Source organism: Streptomyces sp. NPDC030838 (assembly GCF_055572035.1).
In genome coordinates this window covers 17,175-39,498 of record NZ_JBVIED010000012.1, presented here as the reverse complement: position 1 = coordinate 39,498, position 22,324 = coordinate 17,175, and the positions used below count along the sequence as shown (strand labels likewise).

Sequence of the window (22,324 nt, the reverse complement as noted above, 5' to 3'; positions counted from 1 at the left end):
GGCCTTCGGCCGGGTTCCAGGCCTGGGCGGGCCTTCGGCCGGAATCCGTTTCTACGCCTCCGACTCGGAGTCCGGGTCGAGGGGTTCCGGCTCGGGGTCCAGGCCGGAGTCCGGTCCGGGGGACGGCTCGTCCGGGTCCTGGACATAGCGCAGGACGCCCCACATGCCGTGCTCGTCGGCGGTGTGCGGGGCGTCGCTCTTGCACGCCTCCAGTTCCTTGCCGAGGACGGCGGTGTCGATGCCGGAGCCGATCAGGACGAGCTGGGTGAGCCGTTCGTCGCCGGGCGCCCAGGGCTCCGGGTAGAACCGCAGGAACCGCCCCACGGCGTGGACGGCGTAGCGGTTGCGGGAGTCGTGGGCGCCGAAGTCGACGTAGCCCTTGATCCGGTACAGCCCCTCGGGCCGGCTGTCGAGGAACCGCATCAGCCTGCGGGGGGCGAGGGGGAGGCCGGAGACGAAGGACAGGCTGTCGTAGCCGGTGTGCAGATGCCCGGCGTGGCCGTGCGCCTCGTCGTCCTGATCGTCGTGCGTGTCGTCCTGCTGGTCGTCGTGCAGGTCGTCGAAGGACAGCTGCCCGATACGTTCCTCGCTCGGCCGGCAGTCGAACAGGAACTCGGGGTCGATCCGGCCGTAGGTGGCGGGGACGACGGCGGCCCGGTCGGTGAGGGTGCGGACCTGGCCGAGGACGCGTTCGGCGTCGTCGGCCCGGTCGAGCTTGTTGACCACGACGAGGTCGGCGAGGGCGAGGTGCCGGTCGATCTCGGGGTGCCTGGTGCGGGTGTCGTCGAACTCCGCGGCGTCGACGACCTCGACGAGACCGCCGTAGACCACGCGCGGGTTCTCGCTCGCGAGCACCATGCGGACCAGCTCCTGCGGCTCGGCGAGTCCGCTGGCCTCGATGACGATGACGTCGATGCCGGTCTCCGGCCGGGCGAGCCGGTCGAGGTAAAGGTCCAGCTCACTGGCGTCGACGGCGCAGCACAGGCATCCGTTGCCGAGCGAGACGGTGGAGTCGCCGAGCGCGCCGGCCACGGCCATGGCGTCGATCTCGATGGCTCCGAAGTCGTTCACCACGGCGCCGATGCGGCTGCCTCCGCTGCGGTGGAGCAGGTGGTTGAGGAGCGTCGTCTTGCCAGAGCCCAGGAATCCGGCGAGAACGACGACCGGGATCTGCTGCTGCCTCGGGCTCTGCCCCAACGTACGACCTCTCTCCTATCCGACTCCGACGCGGGCACCGGCTGACGGCCCGGCGCATGTCCGAGGACTGACTGGGGGCCCAGGATACGAGCCCGGCGACGACCCACGAAGTGAACGATCGTTAGCAGCCCTCGCGGGGCAGACGGGCGAACCGCCGAGCGACTGACATCTTCGAATTGGCCGACGGAAGTTTCGCCGTGATCGGCACGGATATCACCGAAGAACGCTGATGGCCAAGGCCGACATTCCCGAGGCCTGCCCCCCGGAACCCCGAGCGTGTCCCCACGTACAACCGCCCGCGTCAGAGCCATCGACGCGGGCACTATCGCCCCAACTCGCGTGAAGGCAGGGCCGGTTGTCCACCTCCGTCATCGGGCAGGCTTCGACAGACCAGAGGAGGGGCGATGTACGTCGGGTGTGGGGACGGCGCTCACTGCTGAACTCGTCGCATCCCGAGACGAATTGCGCCGTAGCGCGGAAGCAGACCTCCGAGCCCTGCACGTGCAGTTGACGGCACCAAACGGGAAGAAGAACTACTGGAATACGCCCGCGCCCTGATGCGAAGCCCCGCCTTCCAGCGTTACTGGGCCGCCTCCCGGCGCGCCAAGGAAGGCCTGCCTCCGGACAGCGACGAAGGACGACTGTTCCGGATCTTCGAACGCGCGATCAGCGAAGCGCAGGGACCAGGCACACCTCCGTTCCCATGAGACAGAGCCGCCAAGTGCACCAAAGGCGCTGCAATGGCACAGAGCGCTCCGCAATGCGACAATCCGTGTTCAAGCATTCCGTACCGGACGGTACAAACCCCGCCGGAGCAGGACAACGGCGCTGCCGGAAGTCACCGACGGCCAAGTCAGGTTAGGCTCACCTCTGTGAGTACGTGCGCGACCGTCTCCCGGAGCCTCGACGAGCCCATTTCCGGAACCGCGGCCACCGCCAGGACCTGGCTCCTGCTGGAACAGCCGGGTCCGTGGGGCGCCAGGGCGCTCACTTCGAGCCACCTGGATCCCGCGCTGGGCCGCGCCCTGGAAGCCGCCGCCAAGAACACCGGCGTGCGCATCGCGCTCATCCGCCGCCCCGGCCGCCACGCGGACTGCCGTACGCCCGCCGTACGCCGGGTGTACGCGGCCCACACCGTCCCCGGCAACGCCTGGCTGCACACCGCCACGACCGCCGATCCCCGGCAGCTGCTGGACCTGGACTTCGCCGCCCTGGGCCGGGGCGACCACCACTCCTTCGACGCCGTGCTCCAGGGGCGCCCCCACACCGGTGACCCCCTCGCCCTGGTGTGCACCAACGGCAAGCGCGACCGCTGCTGCGCCCTCCTGGGCCGCCCCCTCGCCGCCGAGCTGGCCGCGTCCGGCGTGGAGGGCATCTGGGAGGTCACCCACCTGGGCGGTCATCGCTTCTCGCCGACGCTGCTCGTCCTGCCGTACGGCTACGCGTACGGCCGGGCCGAGGCCCACAGCGTCAAGGAGGTCCTGCACGCCGTCCAGGAGGGCCGGATCGTCGTCGACGGGTGCCGGGGCAGCTCCGCCTGGGAGCGGCCCGGCCAGGCGGCCGAGCTGGCCGTGCGGACGGCGGTGGGCGAGTACGGGGCGGACGCGCTGAGCGTCGTACGGACCGAGAGCGCCGTGCGGACGGACGGCGCGGCCCCGCGCTGGGAGGTGACCGTCGCGCATGTGGACGGCCGCTGCTGGCGCGTCCTCGTCGCCCAGGGGGCGTCCGAGCCGCCGCGCCCCGAGAGCTGCGGCACCTCCGTCCTGGGCGCCCCCGCACGGATGGACGCCGTGGCGGTGCGCGAGCTGACCCCGGCGGCCCTCGCGAGCTGAGGCAGCGCTCCCCGCGGGGCGCAGGGAGGCGCGGACACACGAGGCCGAGACACGACGAGGCCCAGACACGACGAGGCCCGGACACAAGGAGGCCAGGGAGATCGCGCGGGAGATCCCCGCCACCCCACTACGGCGAAGGGCCCCCGTCCACGTACCGTCGTGGGTATGAGCCCCACGTCCCCCGCCCGCCGCCTGCGCCTCGGCCTGCCGCGCCGGGTGTTCTCGCAGGTCCTGCTGATGCAGGTGGCGATCGCCGCGGGCGTCGCGGTGCTCGCGACCGGGCTGTTCCTCGCGCCGCTCAGCGACCAGCTGGACGACCAGGCGATGCGCCGGGCGCTGGCGATCGCGCAGACCACCGCCGCCCAGCCGCAGCTCGCCGACGACCTCCGCCGCACGCCCCCGACCCCCGACGGGCCCGTCCAGCGGGAGGCCGAGCGGATCCGGAAGGCCACCAAGGCCGAGTACATCGTGATCATGGACACCCGCGGCGTGCGCTGGTCGCACACCGAGCCCGCGGAGATCGGCCGCCACGTCTCGACCGACCCCAGCGAGGCGCTCGCCGGCCGGGAGGTCATGGAGATCGACGAGGGCACCCTGGGCCGCTCCGCGCGCGGCAAGGTGCCGTTGCGCGACGGCGACGGCGAGATCGTCGGGGCGGTCTCGGTCGGCATCGCGTACGACAGTGTCCGCGCCCGGCTCATCCACGCGATCCCGGAGCTCCTGGCGTACGCCGGTGGCGCGCTGGCCGTCGGCGCGCTGGCCGCCTGGCTGATCTCCCGCCGGGTGCAGCGGCAGACCCGGGACCTGGCCTTCTCCGACATCGCGGCCCTGCTGGCGGAGCGGGAGGCGATGCTGCACGGCATCCGGGAGGGCGTGGTGGCCCTGGACCGCACGGGCCGGATCCGTCTGCTGAACGACGAGGCGCAGCGCCTGCTGGGCATCGGGGACGAGGCCGTGGGCGGCTCCCTGGACGAGGCGCTGGGCGAGGGACGTACGGCCGATGTGCTGGCGGGCCGGGTGACCGGCACCGACCTGCTCACCGTGCGCGGACAGCGGGTGCTGGTCGCCAACCGGATGCCCACCGACGACGGCGGCGCCGTGGCCACCCTGCGCGACCGCACCGAGCTGGAGCAGCTGGGCCGGGAGCTGGACTCCACGCGCGGCCTGATCGACGCCCTGCGCGCCCAGGACCACGAGCACGCCAACCGGATGCACACCCTGCTGGGACTGCTCGAACTGGAGATGTACGACGACGCCGTGGAGTTCGTCGGCGAGGTGGTCGGCGATCACCGGGCGACGGCGGAGCAGATCACCGAGAAGATCCAGGACCCGCTGCTCGCCGCCCTGCTGGTCGGCAAGGCGACCGTGGCGGCCGAACGCGGCGTCGCGCTGCGGCTCTCCGGCCGCACCCGGCTGCCGGACCGGCTGATCGACGCCCGGGGGTTGGTCACGATCGTCGGCAACCTGGTCGACAACGCCCTGGACGCCGTCGCGGGCACTCCACTCGCGCGCGTGGAGGTCGAATTGCAGGCGGAGGGCCGCACCGCGGTGCTCGCCGTCCGCGACACGGGTCCCGGCATTCCCGAGGAGCAGCGCGAGGTCGTCTTCACCGAGGGCTGGTCGACCAAGGAACCGCCCGCCCACCGCAAGCGCGGCATCGGGCTGTCCCTGGTGCGCCGGCTGGCCGAGCGGCAGGGCGGCTCGGTGACGGTGGGCGAGGCGCCGGGCGGGGGCGCGGAGTTCACCGTCGTCCTGCCCGAGGCGCTGGCCGAGCCGGGGCCGGAGCCGGAGCCCGCCCTGACCGTGCCGGGCACGGAATCCGCCCGAGCCGTGCCGGGCGCGGAATCCGTCCGGACCGTGCCGTCCGCCGCGCAGTCCGCCGAGGAGGAGACGCGATGATCGAGGTCCTGGTCGTGGACGACGACACCAGGGTCGCGCGGGTGAACGCCGCGTACGTCGAGAAGGTGCCGGGCTTCCATGTCGCCGGGGAGGCGCACCAGGCCGCGGAGGCGCTGCGGCTGCTGGAGACGCTGCCCCACGTGGATCTGGTGCTGATGGACCACTATCTGCCCGACGGGACGGGCCTGGCGGTGGTGCAGGAGATGCGCCGACGCGGCCACCAGACCGACGTGATCATGGTGACGGCGGCCCGGGACGTCTCGACGGTGCAGGCGGCGATGCGGCAGGGCGCGCTCCAGTACCTGGTCAAGCCGTTCGCCTTCGCGGGCCTGCGCGCCAAGCTGGAGGCGTACGCCCAGCTGCGGCGGACCCTCGACGGCGGCGGCGAGGCCGAGCAGGCCGAGGTGGACCGCATCTTCGGCGCGCTGTCCGCGCCCTCGGAGCCGGACCTGCCGAAGGGGCACTCCCCCACCACGGCCGAGCTGGTGCGGCAGTGTCTGATGAACGCCGACGGGCCGCTGTCGGCCCAGGAGATCGCCGAGCGCACCGGGGTGAGCCGGCAGACCGCCCAGCGCTATCTGAAGCTCCTGGAACGCACGGGACGGGCCACGCTGACCCTCAGGTACGGCGACGCGGGCCGCCCGGAACACCGTTACGTGTGGGCGACCCGCGCCTGAGGGCCCGGCCCGTGGGGCGGGGGAAGAGCCGGGCCCTCCTCGGATACGGATGCGGCTCACCGTCTTCTCGACGGTGCTGCGGCGCTACGCCGCTCCCGCACCCGTCAGCGATCGCACCTCCGTCTCCGCGTGTCTGGCCTCGTCCGGCACCTCGGCCGAGGTGACCGTGCCGAGCCAGCCGGCGAGGAAGCCCAGCGGGATGGAGACGAGGCCCGGGTTCTCCAGCGGGAAGTACTGGAAGTCGACGCCCGGGAACAGCGCGTCGGGGCTGCCCGACACCACGGGGGACAGCGCCACCAGCGCCAGCGCCGGGATCAGCCCGCCGTAAACGGCCCAGACGGCGCCCCGGGTGGTGAAGCCGCGCCAGAACAGCGAGTAGAGCAGCACCGGCAGGTTCGCGGACGCGGCGACGGCGAAGGCCAGGCCCACCAGGAAGGCGACGTTGAGGTCCCGGGCGAGCAGCCCCAGGGCGATCGCGACCACGCCGATACCGGCCGCCGCGACCCGTGCCACGGCCACCTCGCTGCGCGGCCGGGCGCCCTTGCGGCGCAGCGAGGCGTACAGGTCGTGGGCGACGGACGCCGAGGAGGCGAGCGTGATCCCGGCGACGACCGCGAGGATCGTGGCGAAGGCGACGGCGGCCACGACCGCGAAGAGAACCGTTCCGCCAGTGGAGTCCGCGCCGCCGCCCAGGTCGAGCGCCAGCAGTGGAACCGCCGTGTTCCCGGCCGCGTTCGAGCCGCGCACGGCCTCCGGCCCGACGATCGCGGCCGCGCCGAAGCCGAGGACGATGGTCATCAGGTAGAAGCCGCCGATGAGCCCGATCGACCAGACCACCGAACGCCGCGCCGCGCGTGCCGTGGGCACGGTGTAGAAGCGGGACAGGATGTGCGGCAGCCCGGCCGTGCCCAGTACGAGCGCGAGTCCGAGGCTGATGAAGTCGAACCGGGCGGTCCAGTCTCCGCCGTACTTCAGACCGGGCGCCAGGAAGGCCGCGCCGTGGCCGCTGCGGTCCGCCGCGGTGCGCAGCAGCTGGTCGAGATCGCCGTGGAACCGCACCAGCACGAGCACGGTCAGGGTGATCGCCCCGCCCATCAGCAGGACCGCCTTCACGATCTGGATCCAGGTGGTGGCCCGCATCCCTCCCCACGACACATAGATGACCATCAGCGCGCCGACCCCGACGACCGTCCAGGCCCGCGCCGCCTCGCTCGTCCCGCCCAGCAGCAGCGCGACCAGGCTGCCCGCCCCCACCATCTGCGCCACCAGATACAGAACGGACACGGTGACCGAGGAAGTTCCCGCCGCGATCCGCACCGGCCGCTCCCGCATCCGCGCGGCGACCACGTCGGCGAGGGTGAACCGGCCGCAGTTGCGCACCAGTTCGGCGACGAGGAAGAGCACGACCAGCCACGCCACCAGGAAGCCCACCGAGTACAGCAGCCCGTCGTAGCCGAAGAGCGCGATGAGGCCGGAGATGCCGAGGAAGGAGGCGGCGGACATGTAGTCGCCGGCGATGGCAAAACCATTCTCCATCGGCGAGAAGAGGCGTCCGCCCGCGTAGAACTCCTCGGCCGAGCCGTGCCGGTCGCGGCTGACCCAGGTGGTGATCGCCAGCGTGACGGCGACGAACAGGCTGAACAGCCCCAGAGCCAGCGTCTGATGGTCACCGGTCACGCGGCACCGCCCCGCACTCCGCGCGTCAGTTCCTGGGTGTCCCAGCGCAGTTCGAGCGCCGCGCGGTCCCTGCGCAGCCGGGCGTGCCGGGCGTACGCCCAGGTGAGCAGGAAGGTGGAGAGGAACTGGCCGAGCCCGGCCAGCATCGCCACGTTCACCGCGCCCGCCACCGGCCGGGCCATGAGTCCGGGCGCGGTCGTGGCGGCCACGACGTACCCCACGTACCAGGCGAAGAAGGCGGCGGACGCCGGCACCACGAACCTCCGGTACCGGCTGCGCACCTCCTGGAAGGCCGCGCTGCGCTGCACCTCGAGGTACACGTCGGCCGCGACCGGCGAAACGGCGTCGGGAGCGTCCGTGACGTCCGGCTCCCCCCATCCGGAGGCGAGGGAGTCGTACCAGGGATCGTCGTACCGCACGCTTCTGGCGTCACGGGGACGACCGTCGCTTGAGTGCATGCCCAAGCATGGACAGAAGGGATAGATCCCCGACTCTGCTTCTCGGCGCCCTTCACCCCATCAGGTGACCACGACGGCGGGTGGCCCCCGCGGGGGCCACCCGCACCCGACGACGAAAGCCGCACGGGCGGTGCGGGTGGGAACCCGTATCCGGCCGAAGACGAAGCCGAGGCCGAAACCCGACCAAGCCCGGCGCAGCGGCTACGCGTCGATGCGCGACCGGTCCAGCGTCGCCGCCGAGCTGGAGATGAACTCCTTGCGGGGCGCCACGTCGTTGCCCATCAGCAGGTCGAAGACCTGCTCGGCGGCGTCCAGGTCGGAGAGGTTGATCCGGCGCAGGGTGCGGTGGCGCGGGTCCATCGTGGTCTCGGCCAGCTGGTCGGCGTCCATCTCGCCCAGACCCTTGTAGCGCTGGATCGAGTCCTTGTAGCGGATGCCCTTGCTCTGGAACTCCATGAGCTTGTCGCGCAGTTCGCGGTCCGAGTACGTGTAGACGTACTTGTCCTGGCCCTTCTTGGGCTGGATCAGCTCGATGCGGTGCAGCGGCGGCACCGCGGCGAACACCCGGCCGGCCTCGACCATGGGCCGCATGTAGCGGTGGAACAGCGTGAGCAGCAGGGTCCGGATGTGCGAGCCGTCGACGTCGGCGTCGGTCATCATGATGATCTTGCCGTAGCGGGCGGCGTCGATGTCGAACGTCCGGCCCGAGCCCGCCCCTATGACCTGGATGATCGCGCCGCACTCGGCGTTCTTGAGCATGTCGGTCACGGACGACTTCTGGACGTTGAGGATCTTGCCGCGGATCGGCAGCAGCGCCTGGAACTCGGAGTTCCGGGCGAGCTTGGCGGTGCCGAGCGCGGAGTCTCCCTCGACGATGAACAGCTCGCTGCGGTCCACGTCGTCGCTGCGGCAGTCGGCGAGCTTCGCGGGCAGCGAGGAGGACTCCAGGGCCGTCTTGCGGCGCTGCGCGTCCTTGTGCTGGCGGGCGGCGATGCGGGTCCGCGCGGCGGCGACGGCCTTCTCCAGGACCACGCGGGCCTGCTGGGCGGCGTCGCGCTTGGTGGCCGTGAGGAACGCCTTCAGCTCCTTGGAGACGACGTTGTTCACGATCCGGCGGGCCGCCGAGGTGCCGAGCACCTCCTTGGTCTGGCCCTCGAACTGCGGCTCGGCGAGCCGTACGGTGACGACCGCGGTCAGGCCCTCCAAGGCGTCGTCCTTGACGATGTCGTCCTCGGCGACGCGCAGCAGCTTCTTCGCGCGCAGCACCTCGTTCATCGTCTTGGCGATCGCCTGCTCGAAGCCGGCGACATGGGTGCCGCCCTTGGGGGTGGCGATGATGTTGACGAACGACTTGACGGTCGTCTCGTAGCCGGTGCCCCAGCGCAGGGCGACGTCGACGCCGAGTTCCCGGGTGACCTCGGTGGGCGTCATCTGGCCGTGCTCGTCGAGGACCGGGACCGTCTCCTTGAAGGTGCCCTGCCCGGTGAAGCGGAGCACGTCGCAGACGGGCTTGTCGGCCGCGAGGAACTCGCAGAACTCGCTGATGCCGCCGTCGAAGCGGAAGGACTCCTCGCCCTTGCTGCCGCCCTCGCCGAGGCCGTACTCGTCGCGGACGACGATGGTCAGGCCGGGCACGAGGAACGCGGTCTGGCGGGCGCGCTGGTGCAGGTTCTCCAGGGAGAGCTTGGCGTCCTTGAGGAAGATCTGGCGGTCGGCCCAGTACCGCACGCGCGTGCCGGTGCGGGTCTTGGGGATCTTCTTGGCCTTGCGCAGACCGCCCTTGGCCTCGAACTTCGCGTCCGGGCCGGCCGCGGCGAAGGCGCCGGGGACGCCACGCCGGAAGCTGATCGCGTGGGTGTGGCCCGCGCGGTCCACCTCGACGTCCAGCCGCGCGGACAGGGCGTTCACCACGGAGGCGCCCACGCCGTGCAGACCGCCGGAGGCGGCGTAGGAGCCGCCGCCGAACTTGCCACCGGCGTGCAGCTTGGTCATCACGACCTCGACGCCGGACAGGCCGGTCTTGGGCTCGACGTCGACCGGGATGCCCCGGCCGTTGTCACGCACCTCCACCGAGCCGTCGTCGTGGAGGATCACCTCGATGTGGTCGCAGTAGCCACCCAGGGCCTCGTCGACGGAGTTGTCGATGATCTCCCAGAGGCAGTGCATCAGACCGCGGCTGTCGGTCGAGCCGATGTACATGCCCGGTCGCTTGCGGACGGCCTCCAGCCCCTCGAGGACGAGCAGGTGCCGAGCGGTGTAGTTGGAACCGTCCCGGTCTGCTCCTGCCAGCAGCGCTGTGGACGGCACGGACGTCTCGGCGGTCACGCGGTTCGCTCCTCGCTGAATTTCAGATGGGGCCCATCGGGGTAAGGCCACGGCTTGGGTTGCCGCTCAGAGGGTACCGAGGCCTGGTAGAGCCGTTGTAACGCCACCCTCGTCTGAACGCAGACTAGTCCAGGGTCGCATGCATGTTCGATCCCTCGATGGGGTGAAGTACATATCACGTTCCCTTCGAGGCATGAACCATTTAGGCTCCGGGCACGTCCTCATGAACAACCGGCAAGCCAGCCGGGAGGGCCGATACCGACAAGACCGCGCGAAACCGTACGACACACAGACACGCACTACGGCACATTCGCCGCCAACCGGCAGCAGCCAGCCGCCTCGGAAAAAATCTTTCGAGGAAAAGCCGCGAGCGGGAACGTTTTGGGGCTGGTTGGATGTTGACCCTGGTACGACAGCTCGTCGAGCTAGAGAAGAGGCGACGTGACTACTGTTCTGACCCCCGCGAGCCCGCTGACGGCCGCTGATCGCTGCGACCGCTGCGGCGCCCAGGCATACCTGCGCGTCGTCCTGCTGAGCGGCGGAGAACTGCTCTTCTGCGCCCACCACGGTCGCAAGTTCGAGCCGGAACTCAAGAAGATCGCCGCTGAGATACAGGACGAGACGGAGCGGCTGACGGCCGCCCCCAGCACCGCCTCCGACGAAGAGCGCTGATTTTTCGCGTCCACGACGAGCCAGCCCCGGCACAGACCGGTGAACGGGCGGCCGACCCCGCATTCAGGGTCGGCCGCCCGTCGTCCTACCCGGACAGAGGCTCGGGTCCGTCTTACCCGGACAAAGGCGCAGGCTTCGCCACGGGCCCGCGCCCGGCCTCTTGGTCCGCGCGGTCCCAGCCCAGCTGCCGCAGGGCGTCGGAGACGCGCGTGTAGACGCCCGGGCTGCCGGCCCGTCCGCAGCCGCTGCCCCAGGACACCAGCCCGATCAGCAGCCCCTGGGCCACCAGCGGCCCACCGCTGTCCCCATAGCAGGCGTCCCGGCCGCCTTTCCGCTCCCCGGCGCACACCATGGCGCGGGAGTCGTAGACGCCGTCGCTGCCGCCCGGATACGCCCGTTCACAGAGCGCGTCGGGCAACAGCCGCACCGGAGCGGCCCGCAGGACGTCCGGGTAGTCACCGGCTCCCGTGGCATCGCCCCAGCCGAAGACCCATGAGGCCGTACCGGCGGCGTATGCCGGATCGCCCGCACCGGCCATCCTGATGATCGCCGTCTGCGGCAACGGCTCGGCCAGGGTGAGCACCGCGAAGTCCCCGGCGTTGGTGTCATCGTCGTAGCGCGGGTTCACCCAGCTCTCGCGCACCGCGATCTCCTGGCCCTGTTCGGTCCGCAGATCCGTCCGGCCGGCGACGACCTTGAGGTCGGGCACCTGGTTGGGCGGCGCTCCCAGGACGTCCTCCTGCAGACAGTGCGCCGCCGTGAGCACGGTGGTCGGGCCGATCGCCACCCCGCCGCAGAACTGCCCCGATCGGGTACGACCGAACCGGTCACGGCTGGACAGCGCCACCGTCCACGGGGCCTGCGACACATCCACCGGAAAACCGCCCACGACGACTCCGCCGGCTGCCGCGGGAGCGGCCGAGGCCAGCGGGGTCAGAGGTATCGCGGCCGCTGCGGCCACCAGGGCCAGTGGCCGGGCCAGACGCCGGACAAGACGACGAGGCATAAACGCTCCTCACTCTGGGGTGGTCATGGGAAACCCAGAGTGACCCAGAGCGGGAGGCCCCGCACTCGCTCAGCACTCGCTCAGCACGAAGGCCCGGTACCGCCTGTGCGGAACCGGGCCTTCGCCGTCGTACGACCGCGACCTAGTCGAGGTAGTCGCGCAGCACCTGCGAACGCGACGGGTGGCGCAGCTTCGACATGGTCTTGGACTCGATCTGGCGGATGCGCTCACGCGTCACGCCGTACACCTTGCCGATCTCGTCGAGGGTCTTCGGCTGACCGTCGGTGAGACCGAAGCGCATGGAGACGACGCCCGCCTCGCGCTCGGACAGGGTGTCGAGCACCGAGTGCAGCTGCTCCTGGAGCAGCGTGAAGCTGACCGCGTCGGCCGGGACGACGGCCTCGGAGTCCTCGATGAGGTCACCGAACTCGCTGTCGCCGTCCTCGCCGAGCGGGGTGTGCAGCGAGATCGGCTCGCGGCCGTACTTCTGGACCTCGATGACCTTCTCCGGGGTCATGTCGAGCTCCTTGGCCAGCTCCTCCGGGGTGGGCTCGCGGCCCAGGTCCTGGAGCATCTGGCGCTGCACACGCGCGAGCTTGTTGATGACCTCGACCATGTGCACCGGGATACGGATGGTGCGGGCCTGGTCGGCCATCGCGCGGGTGATCGCCTGACGGATCCACCAGGTGGCGTACGTGGAGAACTTGTAGCCCTTGGTGTAGTCGAACTTCTCGACCGCGCGGATCAGACCGAGGTTGCCCTCCTGGATGAGGTCCAGGAAGAGCATGCCGCGGCCGGTGTAGCGCTTGGCCAGGGAGACCACGAGTCGGAGGTTGGCCTCCAGCAGGTGGTTCTTGGCGCGGCGGCCGTCCTCGGCGATGATCTCCAGCTCGCGCTTGAGCTTCGGGGCCAGCTTGTCGGCGTTGGCCAGCTTGTCCTCGGCGAACAGACCCGCCTCGATGCGCTTGGCCAGCTCGACCTCCTGCTCGGCGTTGAGCAGGGGGACCTTGCCGATCTGCTTGAGGTAGTCCTTGACCGGGTCGGCGGTGGCACCGGCCGCGGCGACCTGCTGCGCCGGGGCGTCGTCCTCGTCCTCGTCGGACAGCACGAAGCCGGCGCTCTCGGCACCCTCGGGCTCGTCGGCCACCTTGGTGTCCTCGAGGACCTCGTCCTCGAGCAGCTCGACGTCGTCCTTCTTGGCGGTCGTCTTCTTGGCCGCCGTCTTCTTGGCGGTCGTCTTCTTCGCGGCCGTCTTCTTGGCGGTCGTCTTCTTGGCTGCTGCCTTCTTCGCGGGCGCGGCTTCCTCGGCGGGATCGACGGCAGGGTCGGCGGGAGCGGCCGGTGCGGCCGTGGAAGCGGTGGCCTTCCGGGTGGTCACCGTCTTCGCCGCGACCGTCTTGGTCGCGGTGCGCTTGGCCGGGCTCTTCGCTGCGACGCTCTTTCGGGTGCGCTTGGGTTCTGCGGCACTGACCATCAGCGTCACACCCTCTTCCTCGAGGATCTGATTGAGGCTGCGCAGTACGTTCTTCCACTGAGTGGCCGGAATCTGGTCAGCTTCGAAGGCCCGACGCACGTCATCGCCGGCGATCTGCCCCTCAGCCTTTCCCCGCTCAATGAGCGCCATGACAGAGACGGACTCGGCGATCTCCGGCGGGAGCGTACGGGATGTGCTGGCCGACACGAACAACCTCTCGGAACGTTGGAAAACGACTTCCGGCCCCGTCCATGACGGACAGGAGCCGACCGCCGGCTTGGGGATGGGCCGACGGCGCGGGCGGGGGCCGGGAAGATGCACAGCGCCTTGAACGGCGTCCGTATTCCCTCCGCGGCTGTCACCTCTTAGGTCATCGCGCTGCTCCCGCGAGCGTTACGCCCAATCTGCGTGGCCCGAGTCACACCCCGTAAGCACTCAAAAACGGTCAGACATGGGCAGACAAGGTCACTCGCGGTCCGGCCGGCGTCCGTCGCGCCGTCGGACCCCGCAGCCCCTGGGGATCCTGCGGGGTCCGATGGAAGACGGCTCGCCGGGCCGGGCGACGCCGGAGAGGGAAGGCGGGAAGGCGGGGAAGCCCTCCGGCGCGAGTCCGCGGTGTCCGCTCAGTGCTCGCGCGGCGCGGGAACCACGCGCTCCACCTCGGGGTGGACGGTGAGCAGCTGGCGCATGGCCGCCTCGGCCGCCGCGCCGTCCCCCGTGGCCAGGGCGTCGACGATCCGGCCGTGGTGCGCCAGGGTCGCCTCGTTCGGCCGGTCACAGCCCGTGACCGGGCCTCCGGAGACCTGGAGGGCCGCCGAGACGATGCCGGAGAGGTGCTCCAGCATGCGGTTGCCGGCGATCTGGATGAGCAGCGAGTGGAACTCGGTGTCCGCGCGGGAGAAGGTGAGCGCGTCACCCTGCCCCATGGCGTGGCCCATGATCTCGACCATGTCGGACAGTCGCTGCTGGACGTCCTCGCGCCCGTGGCCGGCGGCCAGCCGCGCGGCGAGTGGTTCGATCGTCCAGCGCAGCTCGCTGAGCTCGCGGCGCTGGTCGTCGCGCTGGGGCCCGAAGGCCCGCCACTCGATGATGTCCGGGTCGAGGAGGTTCCAGTCGCTGACGGGACGCACCCGCGTGCCGACGTTCGGGCGGGCGCTGACCAGGCCCTTGGCCTCCAGGACGCGCAGCGACTCACGGACGACGGTGCGGGACACCTCGAAGCGCTGGCCGATCTCCTCGGGCACCAGCGGACGGTCGGCACCCAGGTCGCCCGAGACGATCATCTGGCCGAGCTGCTGGACGAGTTGGCCGTGCAGGCCGCGGCCGCGGCTGCCCGCGGCGCGCCGGCCGACCCGGCCCAGCTCGGGGTCCGCGCCCTCCCAGGCGGGGGCCCCGACGCGGTCCGCGGCGGCGGCCTCTGCGTAGGGGTAGCGGTCGAGTTCGCCCGGGCCGGCGAGGCCGGAGTCTGCGGCGCGGGCGGGGGTCATCATGGTGTGCGCAAGGGTACTCACGGATCCTTTGTCGGCGCCGCCTCCAACTCCCTTGAGGTCTTTGGTGAAAAGCACACGAAAGGGTGATCGCTCACCGCTTCGCAATTGACGCCTTATCGGAAAGAAATGGGCGTTCTGCGAGGGAGTTGCGCCCAAGCGGGACCGGAAGGGCGCGGACAGTTGTCATCTGACCCTGCCCCGCAGCGTCATGAACAGGTACGCGCAGAGCAGCGTGGCCAGCGACAACGTCAGCGCGCCGCCCACGGGTTGGCCGATCACGCGGGCCGCGGCGGACAGATAGCGCTCCCCACCTAGGGGCCACTGCGACAACAGCACCTCGCGCAGCCGCAGCGGAAGGCCGGCCGCACTCCGCACGGACGGCCCCTCCAGGAGTTTCTGCACGAGCGGTACGACGACGACCGGCACCGCGACCACCGCGGCGAGGCCGCCCACGGTGGACCGGAACACCCCGGCCGCCAGCACCCCGGCCCAGGCGCAGCCGATCACCAGCCCCACCCAACTCACGCCGAGCGACAGCCAGTCCGCGGGAACCTCCGCAAGCTCCCGTCCGTACAACAGATACAGCACCTCGGCATCGCACCCCACCGTCAGCAGAGCCAGGATCACCGCGGTGACCGCGGAGACGAGGAGCTTGGCGACGAGCAGCCCCAGCCGGCGGGGCACGGTGCCGCGGTCCGCCGCCAGCGCGGGGTGGCGGAACTCGTCCCCGAAGGCGAGCGCCCCCAGCAGCCCCGCACCGAGCGCCGCGGGCGGCAGCGGCAGCTCCCGCGGCCAGGCGACGAGCAGCCGGGCCTGCGGGGTGTGCCCGATGCGGGCCAGGACCACGGCGGTGAGCACCGACGTCACGAGCACGGCGGCCCCGGTGACAAACCCGGCACCGACCCCGGTGGCCCGGCGCAGCTCGTAGCGCAACGGGCGAAGGGGGCTCGGCGCGGGGCGCACCGAGATGGGGGGTGGGAGGTCGGGGAGGTCAGGGAGGTCGGGGACGTCGGGCACGGCGTCGGCCGAGTGGGTGCGGGGTGCGGTGGGGTGGGGAGGGGCGGGGGGCGGGGCGGGGTGGGGGGAGGAGGGGGAGGGAGAGGGGGCGGAACCCGAAGCGGTAGTGGGAGCCGTCGCGGGCGCCTCGGTCTCGGGGTCTGCCGGTGCCGAGGGCTGTGCGGGGATTGCTGGGCCGGCGGTCGCCGGGTCGGCGGTTGGTGGGTCGGCGGCCGCGGGGTCGGCGGTTGCCGAGGTGGGCTCCTGGGGCCTGTGCGGGCTGGATCCGGAGCCGGAGTCCTGTGCGACGTCGGCCGCGTGCTCGGTCTCAGCTGCCCGATCGGTGCCCTCGGTCTCGGCTGTCCGGGCGGTACCCCCGGTCTCGGCGGCCCGGTCGGCATCCTCGGGGCCGCTTCGCGCGGGAAGCCGCCCTGGGGCTGCCTCCGGCTCGGGGCGGGTCGTCTCGGCCGCGCCCGGACCCATGTCACCAACCTCGTCCGCGAGTTGGTGGACGAGGATGCCGTGCCGGAAGGCGGTGTCGCCCACCTCGGCGCACGTACTGCCGTACACGGACAGGCGGTTGCCCCCCTCCGGTACGACCTCGACGGAGCGACGACCGGTGCGGGCCTCCTTGGTGAGGGCGGCGGCGAGGCGGGCGGCGTGCGGGGTGCGGACGGCGACCCGTGGACGCAGGCGGGTACGGGCGAAGCGCGCCGCCTCCTGGTCGGCGACGACCCTGCCCCCGTCCAGGGTGACGACCCGGTCGGCGATACGGGCGGCCTCCTTGGGGTCGGCCGTGGTGACCAGGACGGTGCCGCCGTGCACGGCGTGGGCGCGCAGCATGTCGTGCAGCCAGCGGCTCTCCCGCGCGGAGAGTCCGTGGGCGGGGTCGTCGAGCACGAGGGTGTGCGGGTCGGCGAGCAGCGCGCAGGCGAGCCCGAGGCGGCGGTCCATGCCGCGGGAGAGGGTGCCGAGGCGTTCGTCGCGCAGGCTGACGAGGCCGACCGCTTCGAGGACTTCGTCCGCCCGCCGGACCGGAACTCCCGCGGCGGCACACAGCATGGCCAGATGGCCGCGGACGGTGCGCCCGGGATGGCCGGGCACATCGCCCAGCAGAACGCCCACTTCGCGCGAGGGGTGGGCGATGCGGTGCAGCGGGCGTCCCCGGAAGTGCGTGAGGCCACGCCCCTGTTGGAGTTCGAGCATGAGCCGCAGCACCGTCGTCTTGCCCGCGCCCGGGGCACCGAGCAACGCGGTGACGTGTCCCGCGCGCGCTTCGAAGGAGACGTCGTCGACGGCGGGCGGAAGGTCCTTGCGAGGGTCGCTGGTCAGTCCGAAGGCCTGGATCACCTTCAGCAATTTAGCGCGCTATATACGGTTTTTCGGGCACCGAACGCCCGCTCGCGGCCCTGGGCAGCATCTCCCGGATCCCTGTTCACCCGGTCACCCGAGCCGGATCGGCCGCCGGTCGTGCGCCTGCTCAGACCTCGGGGCGCAGCATCGGGGGGTTGAGGAGGGTGGCACCGCCGGCGCGAAAGAGCTGGGCGGGGCGCCCGCCCTGGCGGGTGGTCGTACCGCCGGTGGGGACGAGGAAGCCCGGTGTGCCCGTCACCTTGCGGTGGAAGTTGCGCGGGTCGAGCGCCACGCCCCACACCGCCTCGTAGACCCGGCGCAGCTCTCCGACGGTGAACTCGGGCGGGCAGAACGCCGTGGCCAGCGACGAGTACTCGATCTTGGAGCGGGCTCGCTCCACCCCGTCCGCGAGAATCTGCGCGTGGTCGAAGGCGAGCGGCGCGAGCGGCTCGCCGTCGCGGCCGTACCCGCCCTGCTGGAGCAGTTCCTCGACCGGTGCCCAGCGGGCGTTGCTGGCGTCGCCGCCCGCGCGGGGTGCGGGCAGGTCGGGAGCCAGGGCGAGGTGGGCGACGCTGACCACCCGCATGCGGGGGTCGCGCTTGGGGTCGCCGTAGGTCGCCAGCTGTTCCAGGTGGGCGCCGTTGTCCTGGGCCGGAACGGCGGGGTCGTGGACGCGCAGCCCGGTCTCCTCGGCCAGTTCGCGGGCCGCCGCCTGTGCCAGGTCCTCGTCGGCCCGCACGAAGCCGCCGGGCAGCGCCCAGCGCCCCTGGAACGGCGGCTCGCCCCTGCGTACCGCCAGCGCGCACAGGGCATGGCGGCGCACGGTCAGCACGACCAGGTCCACGGTGACGGCGAAGGGCGGAAAGGCTGACGGGTCGTAGGGCATGTCGCGATCATAGTCGTCTGCCTGACGATAAACACTCCCTTCGTCGGTCGCTTCCATGGCCCGTCCGAGTCCCTCGGGTGGGGCCCTCACCAGCCGCTCCCCCGCTTCGGCCGCTGCCGCGTGCGCGGGGCCGGTGCTCGCGTCGCCGCGTCACACTCCCAGCTGCAGTCCGTCGGCGGCCTCCTCGACCATGGCGAGGCCGAGCCGGCTCACCCGTATGGAGAAGGGGGCGCCGGCGACCCGTAGCCCGGTCAGGCAGAGCTCGCCGAGGGGCGCTGTGTGCATCGGGCGCAGCGTGACCGTCCGGGCCGGGGCGTCCGGGCGGATGCCCGCGAGGGTGGTCAGCAGCAGGATTCCGGCCGCTGCGGCGGTGGCGGCGGGCCGGCAGGCGGCGGGGTGGGGCAGCGGGGCGCTGCCGTCGGTGCGCTGCTCCCCGGCGTACATCTCGGGCAGCCGGTGGCCGAAGGCCTCCGCCGCCGCGAGGACGCCGCGCAGCAGTGAGCTCGCCTCCTTCTCGTAGCCGACGGCGGCCAGGCCCGCGACCGCGACCGCCGTCTCGTGCACCCGGACGGCGCCACTGCGATGGCCGAAGGGGTTGTGGCCCGCCTCCTTGGTGCCCAGTCCGCGCAGCCCCCAGCCGGAGTCCATCGCCGGGCTGCCGAACAGCCGGGCGAGCTGTTCGGTCTGTACGCGGTCGAGCAGCCCGGGGGCGTGCTGTCCGCCGCCGAGCAGTCCGGTGTCCAGGAGGTGCGCCGCGGTCGCCCCGAGGTGGGGGACGAGCCGGCCGTCCGGCGTACGGGCGGCGGCCGGGCGACCGCCGCCCAGGTCGTCGATCCAGAAGTCCTCCCGGAACGCCGCCCGGAGTGCGCCGGCCCACTGCCGCAGCCCGGCCCCGCCCGGTCTGCCGAAGGCGTCGAGCAGATCGGCGCCGAGCAGGGCGGCCCGGTGGGCGTACGCCTGTGTCTCGCTCCGGACGGGGCCTCCGGGCTGGGGATCGCACAGGTAGACGCCGTCGCCCACGGCGGTCCGCAGCCACGTCAGACAGCGTTCGGCGGTCGGCAGCAGCTCCTCCGCGTCGGGATCCGGCAGGCCCCAGCGGCGGGCTTCCGCGAGCAGCACGGGGAAGAGCAGAGTGGCCTCCGTGCCGGTGCAGCCCGGCGGCAGATGGGCTCCGGCGTCCCGGCGCGGCCCGGGGATCATGCCGGCCTGTGGCCCGGCGCCGTCGATCTGCGTACGGGCGAGGGTGCGCAGCGTGCCGGAGGCGAGCCGGGTGCCGAGGGGAAGCGCCATCCGCGCGGCGGCGAGCGCTTCGGCGGGGGCCGGCCCGCAGCGCCAGGGCGCCCCGGCGGCGGGATAGGTGTCGGTGGGGTGCTCTGGGTCGCGCAGAAGCAGGGCCTGGAGGTCTTCGACGCTGGTCCGCAGGAGTGGCGCGACCCGTGGGTCGTCGCCCGTCGCACCGGCGGGAGCGAGGGGGTTCGTGGCCGCGCGGCCCACCGCCCGAAGGGGTGCCGCGCCGTCCAGTCGCACTCGTAACTCCACGCTCGCGCTGCCTCCCGGCGGCAGCGTGAACTCCCAGCGCAGCAGACCGGCGGAGGCCAGCGCGTCGGCGGGTGGCGGCTCGGCCGAGACCGACGACGCCCCGGTGGGGCAGGACCAGCGCAGACCGGAGTCGTGGACGCTGGCGGGCACGTCCGGCCCCGTGGTGCCGGCGGCGATCGCACCGAGCGAGGCCAGGTCCGTGCCCAGCGCCACCTCCAAGGGCAGGCGCAGCGGGCGGGCAGCCGCGCTGTGCAGGGTGATCCGCTCCGTGCCGTCGGCGTGGCGGACGCGCTCGACGACGACGTCCGGGTCCGGCCCGGCCTGCGGGGACACGCGCAGCGTGCCCACGAAGCGGGCCTGGTCGGGCCCCGTCATCCGGGCCTGCACGGCGACCGGCTCCCGCCCCGCCACCCGGACCTGGCAGCGGGAGAGCAGGCGCCGTCCCGCGCGGTAGATCCCCTCCAGCCCTCGGCCGGTCAGCTGCCCGTGTTCCTCGGAGATGGCGAGGCCCGGCAGGGCAACGCACATCAGGGCGGTGTGGGTGGGGGGCAGTTCCGCGGAGCGGCGTTGGGGCGGGGCTGCGGCCGTGGAGGGCCGTCGAGGCTGTCCGGCCAAAGCGGCTGAAGCGGCTGCCTTGTCCGTCCTCGCGGTGCCGTGCACGCCGGGTGCGTACAGGGTCCCGCTTGAGGACCGGCCTTGCGCCGAGGCCGGCATCTCCCGCTCTCTTCGGCCGACGGGAGATGCCATCCGGTGGGCGTCGCCGGTTGCGGCACGGATACGGTGGGCGTCCCCCGTGGCCGTGCGGTCACGGGGAGCGTCGCCCCACGCCGAAAGCTCACGGGGAGCGTCGGGCCGGGGCGGAGTCGGCTGGTGCATCGCGAGCGACTTCCTCTGCGCGCTGTACGCCTCGGGCGAGGGCGGCGCCGGTTGAGGGGTTCCGGCAGGACAGGGGCGGTGTGGCGGCATGGCCCGGGCAGGCGTTCCGCCACTCAGGTGAACGGATCGGGACTCCTCGGAGTCACGGCCGTGATCGGCCGACACCGGCGAATGACAGTGCCGGAGCCGGACCGCTCCGGATGACGGCCGACGGCGGGCCCGCAGCCATTCGCCGACGGCGCGCGCCGCACGACGACACCATCGCCCTTGCCATACGCTCACGTGTCCTCCTGCGTACCGCCGCTGCCGGTGCCGGAGTGCGGGCCTCCCGAGCAGGTGCCGCGACGGCGCGCGGGGTCCTTCGCGGGTCGTGGGCGGGTGCCGCCGGGCCGTCCTGCGCCCGGGTGCGTGCCGGCGGTGGTCGTGCGAGCGCGCGGGGCCCTCTTGGCCGTGTCGCGCGGCTTCGCCCCCGGCGGGAGCGCGCGGGCCGGGCCTCGGCGTCGAGGGGGTGTTCCCGCCGCGGCCTCTCCCGCCTCCGACGCCGCTGATGCCTCTGACACTTCTGCCGCCTCTGACACTTCTGCTGCCTTCGACACTTCTGCTACCTCGGATGCTTCTGCTGCATCTGCCGTCGGCCGGTCGTCGCCCGTGTGGGCCGTGCGGCCTTTCCGCTCCGCGCGCAGGCAGCGGCGGATCGATTCCGGGTCCAGTCCTTCGTTGATCGCCTGGTGGAGCAGGCGGGCGAAGAGATAGTCGGGGTCCGCGCCCAGCGCCATGGCCAGCGCTTCCCGGGCCTCCAGGTCGTCGCCAGTCGACCAGGCGACCCAGCCGGCCAGGGTGAGGGGTGCGGCGGCGTGTTCGCCGTAAGGTCCGACGCAGCGGCGGGCCAGCGACCGCCAGAGCCGGAGGGCGGGCCCGGCCTCGTCGCCCTCCATCCACTCCGCCGCGCGGTCACGGGTGGTGCGGTCCTGGAGGCCGAGAATGAGCGCGGCGGCTTCGTCGTGGTCGATCAGCTCGTCGTCGCGGAGGTCCGCCATGAGCGTTCCTGTCACCGGACGGGCCATGGCCAGTCGTCCGATGAGCCGTCCGGCCAGCGTCAGCGTCTCCTCGGCCACGGCGGCGCGGCCGGCGTCGTCGAGGATCCTGGGGACTAGCGCCATGCTGGCGGTGTCCAGCGCGACCTCCTGTTCCAGGGCGGCCGCGGTCTCCCACGGGAGCAGCCTGGCGCGCAGCTCGCGCAGGGTGCCGCGCACCTGGAGCCCGGCGTACGTGGCGGCGGCCGCCAGCACCGAGGTTCCCGGCAGCCCCATCGGCTCTCCCTCGGCCGGGCAACACCCCGGCCTGCCGCAGCAGTACGACCAGAAGCGGCCGTCGGAGATGCACAGCGCCTCGATCACCGGGGTGCCCAGGAGGCTGCACTGGAACCGCAGTTGCTCGGCCAGCGGCCGGAGCCGTTCCATGACCTGCCGGCCCGTCTCGCCGTCGCCCGGCTCCTGGCAGAGGTAGGCCACCATCCGCTCCGGGCGTCCTCCCCGGCGGGCGCTGCCCGTCACCAGCCCCCGCGTCAGCTCGGTGGCCACCGATGCCCAGTCGTCGGGGTTCGCGGGGATGCCGAGCCGGGCCCGGCCGCCGAACCTGCCGCGTCCGCCCCGGTCGTGGAGGGCGACCAGCACGATGCTGTCCTCGGGTCGGTACCCGAGGAGATAGGGCAGGGCGTCCGCGAGTTCCGCGGGCGTGCGGAGGGTGACCTGGTGGGTTTCGGTCTGACCCGCTGAGAGATCAGCGGAATCGGAGGATTCAGAGGAATCGAAGGAATCGGTGGCTTCGCTGTGGTTCGTCATGCGAAGACGATCTCGCGGAACACGGCATTCCGGTTGTCCTGTGGATAACTCCGATCAGGGTCACGTCATCGGCGAGACGCTGTCGCCGGTCCGCCCCTCGGACGATGTGTGGGTCGGGAAGGTAGG

General features: G+C 72.3%; 16 protein-coding genes. 5 read left to right on the top strand and 11 right to left on the bottom strand.

Going from position 1 to position 22,324, the window contains the following annotated elements; translation table 11 throughout:
* Window positions 1–51: 51 nt before the first annotated feature.
* Window positions 52–1,197 (bottom strand): CobW family GTP-binding protein, encoded by a 1,146-nt coding sequence (locus tag ACZ42A_RS27310; RefSeq protein ID WP_468529919.1) that lies wholly within the window; start codon window positions 1,195–1,197, stop codon window positions 52–54.
* A 557-nt stretch (window positions 1,198–1,754) separates the two neighbouring features.
* Here ACZ42A_RS27310 and ACZ42A_RS27305 point away from each other — a divergent pair.
* The 4 genes from ACZ42A_RS27305 (at window position 1,755) to ACZ42A_RS27290 (ending at window position 5,605) form a co-directional block, all read left to right on the top strand.
* A complete protein-coding gene (locus ACZ42A_RS27305; RefSeq protein ID WP_468529918.1) occupies window positions 1,755–1,904 on the top strand; it encodes a DUF6082 family protein in 150 nt (49 codons plus the stop codon).
* A gap of 165 nt (window positions 1,905–2,069) precedes the next feature.
* Window positions 2,070–3,029, top strand: coding sequence for a sucrase ferredoxin (locus tag ACZ42A_RS27300; RefSeq protein WP_468529917.1), 960 nt, complete (start codon window positions 2,070–2,072; stop codon window positions 3,027–3,029).
* A 165-nt stretch (window positions 3,030–3,194) separates the two neighbouring features.
* On the top strand, window positions 3,195–4,928 hold the full coding sequence (locus ACZ42A_RS27295; protein WP_468529916.1) for an ATP-binding protein: 1,734 nt from the start codon (window positions 3,195–3,197) through the stop codon (window positions 4,926–4,928).
* Window positions 4,925–5,605 carry a response regulator gene (locus ACZ42A_RS27290; RefSeq protein ID WP_468529915.1) on the top strand — a complete coding sequence of 227 codons (681 nt, stop codon included), beginning with the start codon at window positions 4,925–4,927 and terminating at the stop codon, window positions 5,603–5,605. The genes ACZ42A_RS27295 and ACZ42A_RS27290 overlap by 4 nt, the downstream gene beginning before the upstream one ends.
* An 84-nt stretch (window positions 5,606–5,689) precedes the next feature.
* Here ACZ42A_RS27290 and ACZ42A_RS27285 read toward each other — a convergent pair whose 3' ends face one another.
* From ACZ42A_RS27285 to ACZ42A_RS27275, 3 genes are all read right to left on the bottom strand, one after another.
* Entirely contained in the window at window positions 5,690–7,282 is a 1,593-nt protein-coding gene (locus ACZ42A_RS27285; protein ID WP_468529914.1) for a solute symporter family protein, read from the bottom strand.
* Complete coding sequence (locus tag ACZ42A_RS27280; protein ID WP_468529913.1) at window positions 7,279–7,740, bottom strand: DUF485 domain-containing protein; 462 nt, start codon at window positions 7,738–7,740, stop codon at window positions 7,279–7,281. Before ACZ42A_RS27280 ends, ACZ42A_RS27285 begins: the two co-directional genes overlap by 4 nt.
* A 201-nt stretch (window positions 7,741–7,941) precedes the next feature.
* Window positions 7,942–10,065, bottom strand: a complete 2,124-nt coding sequence (locus ACZ42A_RS27275; RefSeq protein WP_468529912.1) for a DNA gyrase/topoisomerase IV subunit B — start codon at window positions 10,063–10,065, stop codon at window positions 7,942–7,944.
* Between the two features lie 441 nt (window positions 10,066–10,506).
* Between ACZ42A_RS27275 and ACZ42A_RS27270 the strand changes: the two genes are divergently transcribed.
* Entirely contained in the window at window positions 10,507–10,737 is a 231-nt protein-coding gene (locus ACZ42A_RS27270) for a DUF7455 domain-containing protein (protein ID WP_250402180.1), read from the top strand.
* A 112-nt stretch (window positions 10,738–10,849) separates the two neighbouring features.
* Here ACZ42A_RS27270 and ACZ42A_RS27265 read toward each other — a convergent pair whose 3' ends face one another.
* From ACZ42A_RS27265 to ACZ42A_RS27235, 7 genes are all read right to left on the bottom strand, one after another.
* Window positions 10,850–11,743, bottom strand: a complete 894-nt coding sequence (locus ACZ42A_RS27265) for a S1 family peptidase (RefSeq protein ID WP_468529911.1) — start codon at window positions 11,741–11,743, stop codon at window positions 10,850–10,852.
* 142 nt (window positions 11,744–11,885) lie between these two features.
* Window positions 11,886–13,424 carry an RNA polymerase sigma factor gene (locus ACZ42A_RS27260; RefSeq protein ID WP_468529910.1) on the bottom strand — a complete coding sequence of 513 codons (1,539 nt, stop codon included), beginning with the start codon at window positions 13,422–13,424 and terminating at the stop codon, window positions 11,886–11,888.
* A 416-nt stretch (window positions 13,425–13,840) separates the two neighbouring features.
* On the bottom strand, window positions 13,841–14,728 hold the full coding sequence (locus ACZ42A_RS27255; RefSeq protein WP_468529909.1) for a FadR/GntR family transcriptional regulator: 888 nt from the start codon (window positions 14,726–14,728) through the stop codon (window positions 13,841–13,843).
* A gap of 162 nt (window positions 14,729–14,890) precedes the next feature.
* Window positions 14,891–17,053, bottom strand: coding sequence for an ABC transporter ATP-binding protein (locus ACZ42A_RS27250; protein WP_468529908.1), 2,163 nt, complete (start codon window positions 17,051–17,053; stop codon window positions 14,891–14,893).
* A gap of 130 nt (window positions 17,054–17,183) precedes the next feature.
* Window positions 17,184–17,942, bottom strand: a complete 759-nt coding sequence (locus tag ACZ42A_RS27245; protein WP_086168421.1) for an NUDIX hydrolase — start codon at window positions 17,940–17,942, stop codon at window positions 17,184–17,186.
* 150 nt (window positions 17,943–18,092) lie between these two features.
* Window positions 18,093–20,009: a glycogen debranching N-terminal domain-containing protein gene (locus tag ACZ42A_RS27240; RefSeq protein WP_468529907.1), complete on the bottom strand. Its 1,917-nt coding sequence runs from the start codon at window positions 20,007–20,009 to the stop codon at window positions 18,093–18,095.
* A gap of 626 nt (window positions 20,010–20,635) precedes the next feature.
* Complete coding sequence (locus tag ACZ42A_RS27235) at window positions 20,636–22,198, bottom strand: DUF4192 domain-containing protein (RefSeq protein WP_468529906.1); 1,563 nt, start codon at window positions 22,196–22,198, stop codon at window positions 20,636–20,638.
* Window positions 22,199–22,324: the final 126 nt, after the last annotated feature.

Excerpts from the sequence above, each read along its gene's own strand:
- ACZ42A_RS27305 (WP_468529918.1), top strand. The coding sequence starts at position 1,755 with ATGCGAAGCCCCGCCTTCCAGCGTTACTGGGCCGCCTCCCGGCGCGCC.
- ACZ42A_RS27295 (WP_468529916.1), top strand. The coding sequence starts at position 3,195 with ATGAGCCCCACGTCCCCCGCCCGCCGCCTGCGCCTCGGCCTGCCGCGC.
- ACZ42A_RS27290 (WP_468529915.1), top strand. The coding sequence starts at position 4,925 with ATGATCGAGGTCCTGGTCGTGGACGACGACACCAGGGTCGCGCGGGTG.
- ACZ42A_RS27280 (WP_468529913.1), bottom strand. The coding sequence starts at position 7,740 with ATGCACTCAAGCGACGGTCGTCCCCGTGACGCCAGAAGCGTGCGGTAC.
- ACZ42A_RS27265 (WP_468529911.1), bottom strand. The coding sequence starts at position 11,743 with ATGCCTCGTCGTCTTGTCCGGCGTCTGGCCCGGCCACTGGCCCTGGTG.
- ACZ42A_RS27245 (WP_086168421.1), bottom strand. The coding sequence starts at position 17,942 with ATGCCCTACGACCCGTCAGCCTTTCCGCCCTTCGCCGTCACCGTGGAC.
- ACZ42A_RS27240 (WP_468529907.1), bottom strand. The coding sequence starts at position 20,009 with ATGTGCGTTGCCCTGCCGGGCCTCGCCATCTCCGAGGAACACGGGCAG.
- ACZ42A_RS27235 (WP_468529906.1), bottom strand. The coding sequence starts at position 22,198 with ATGACGAACCACAGCGAAGCCACCGATTCCTTCGATTCCTCTGAATCC.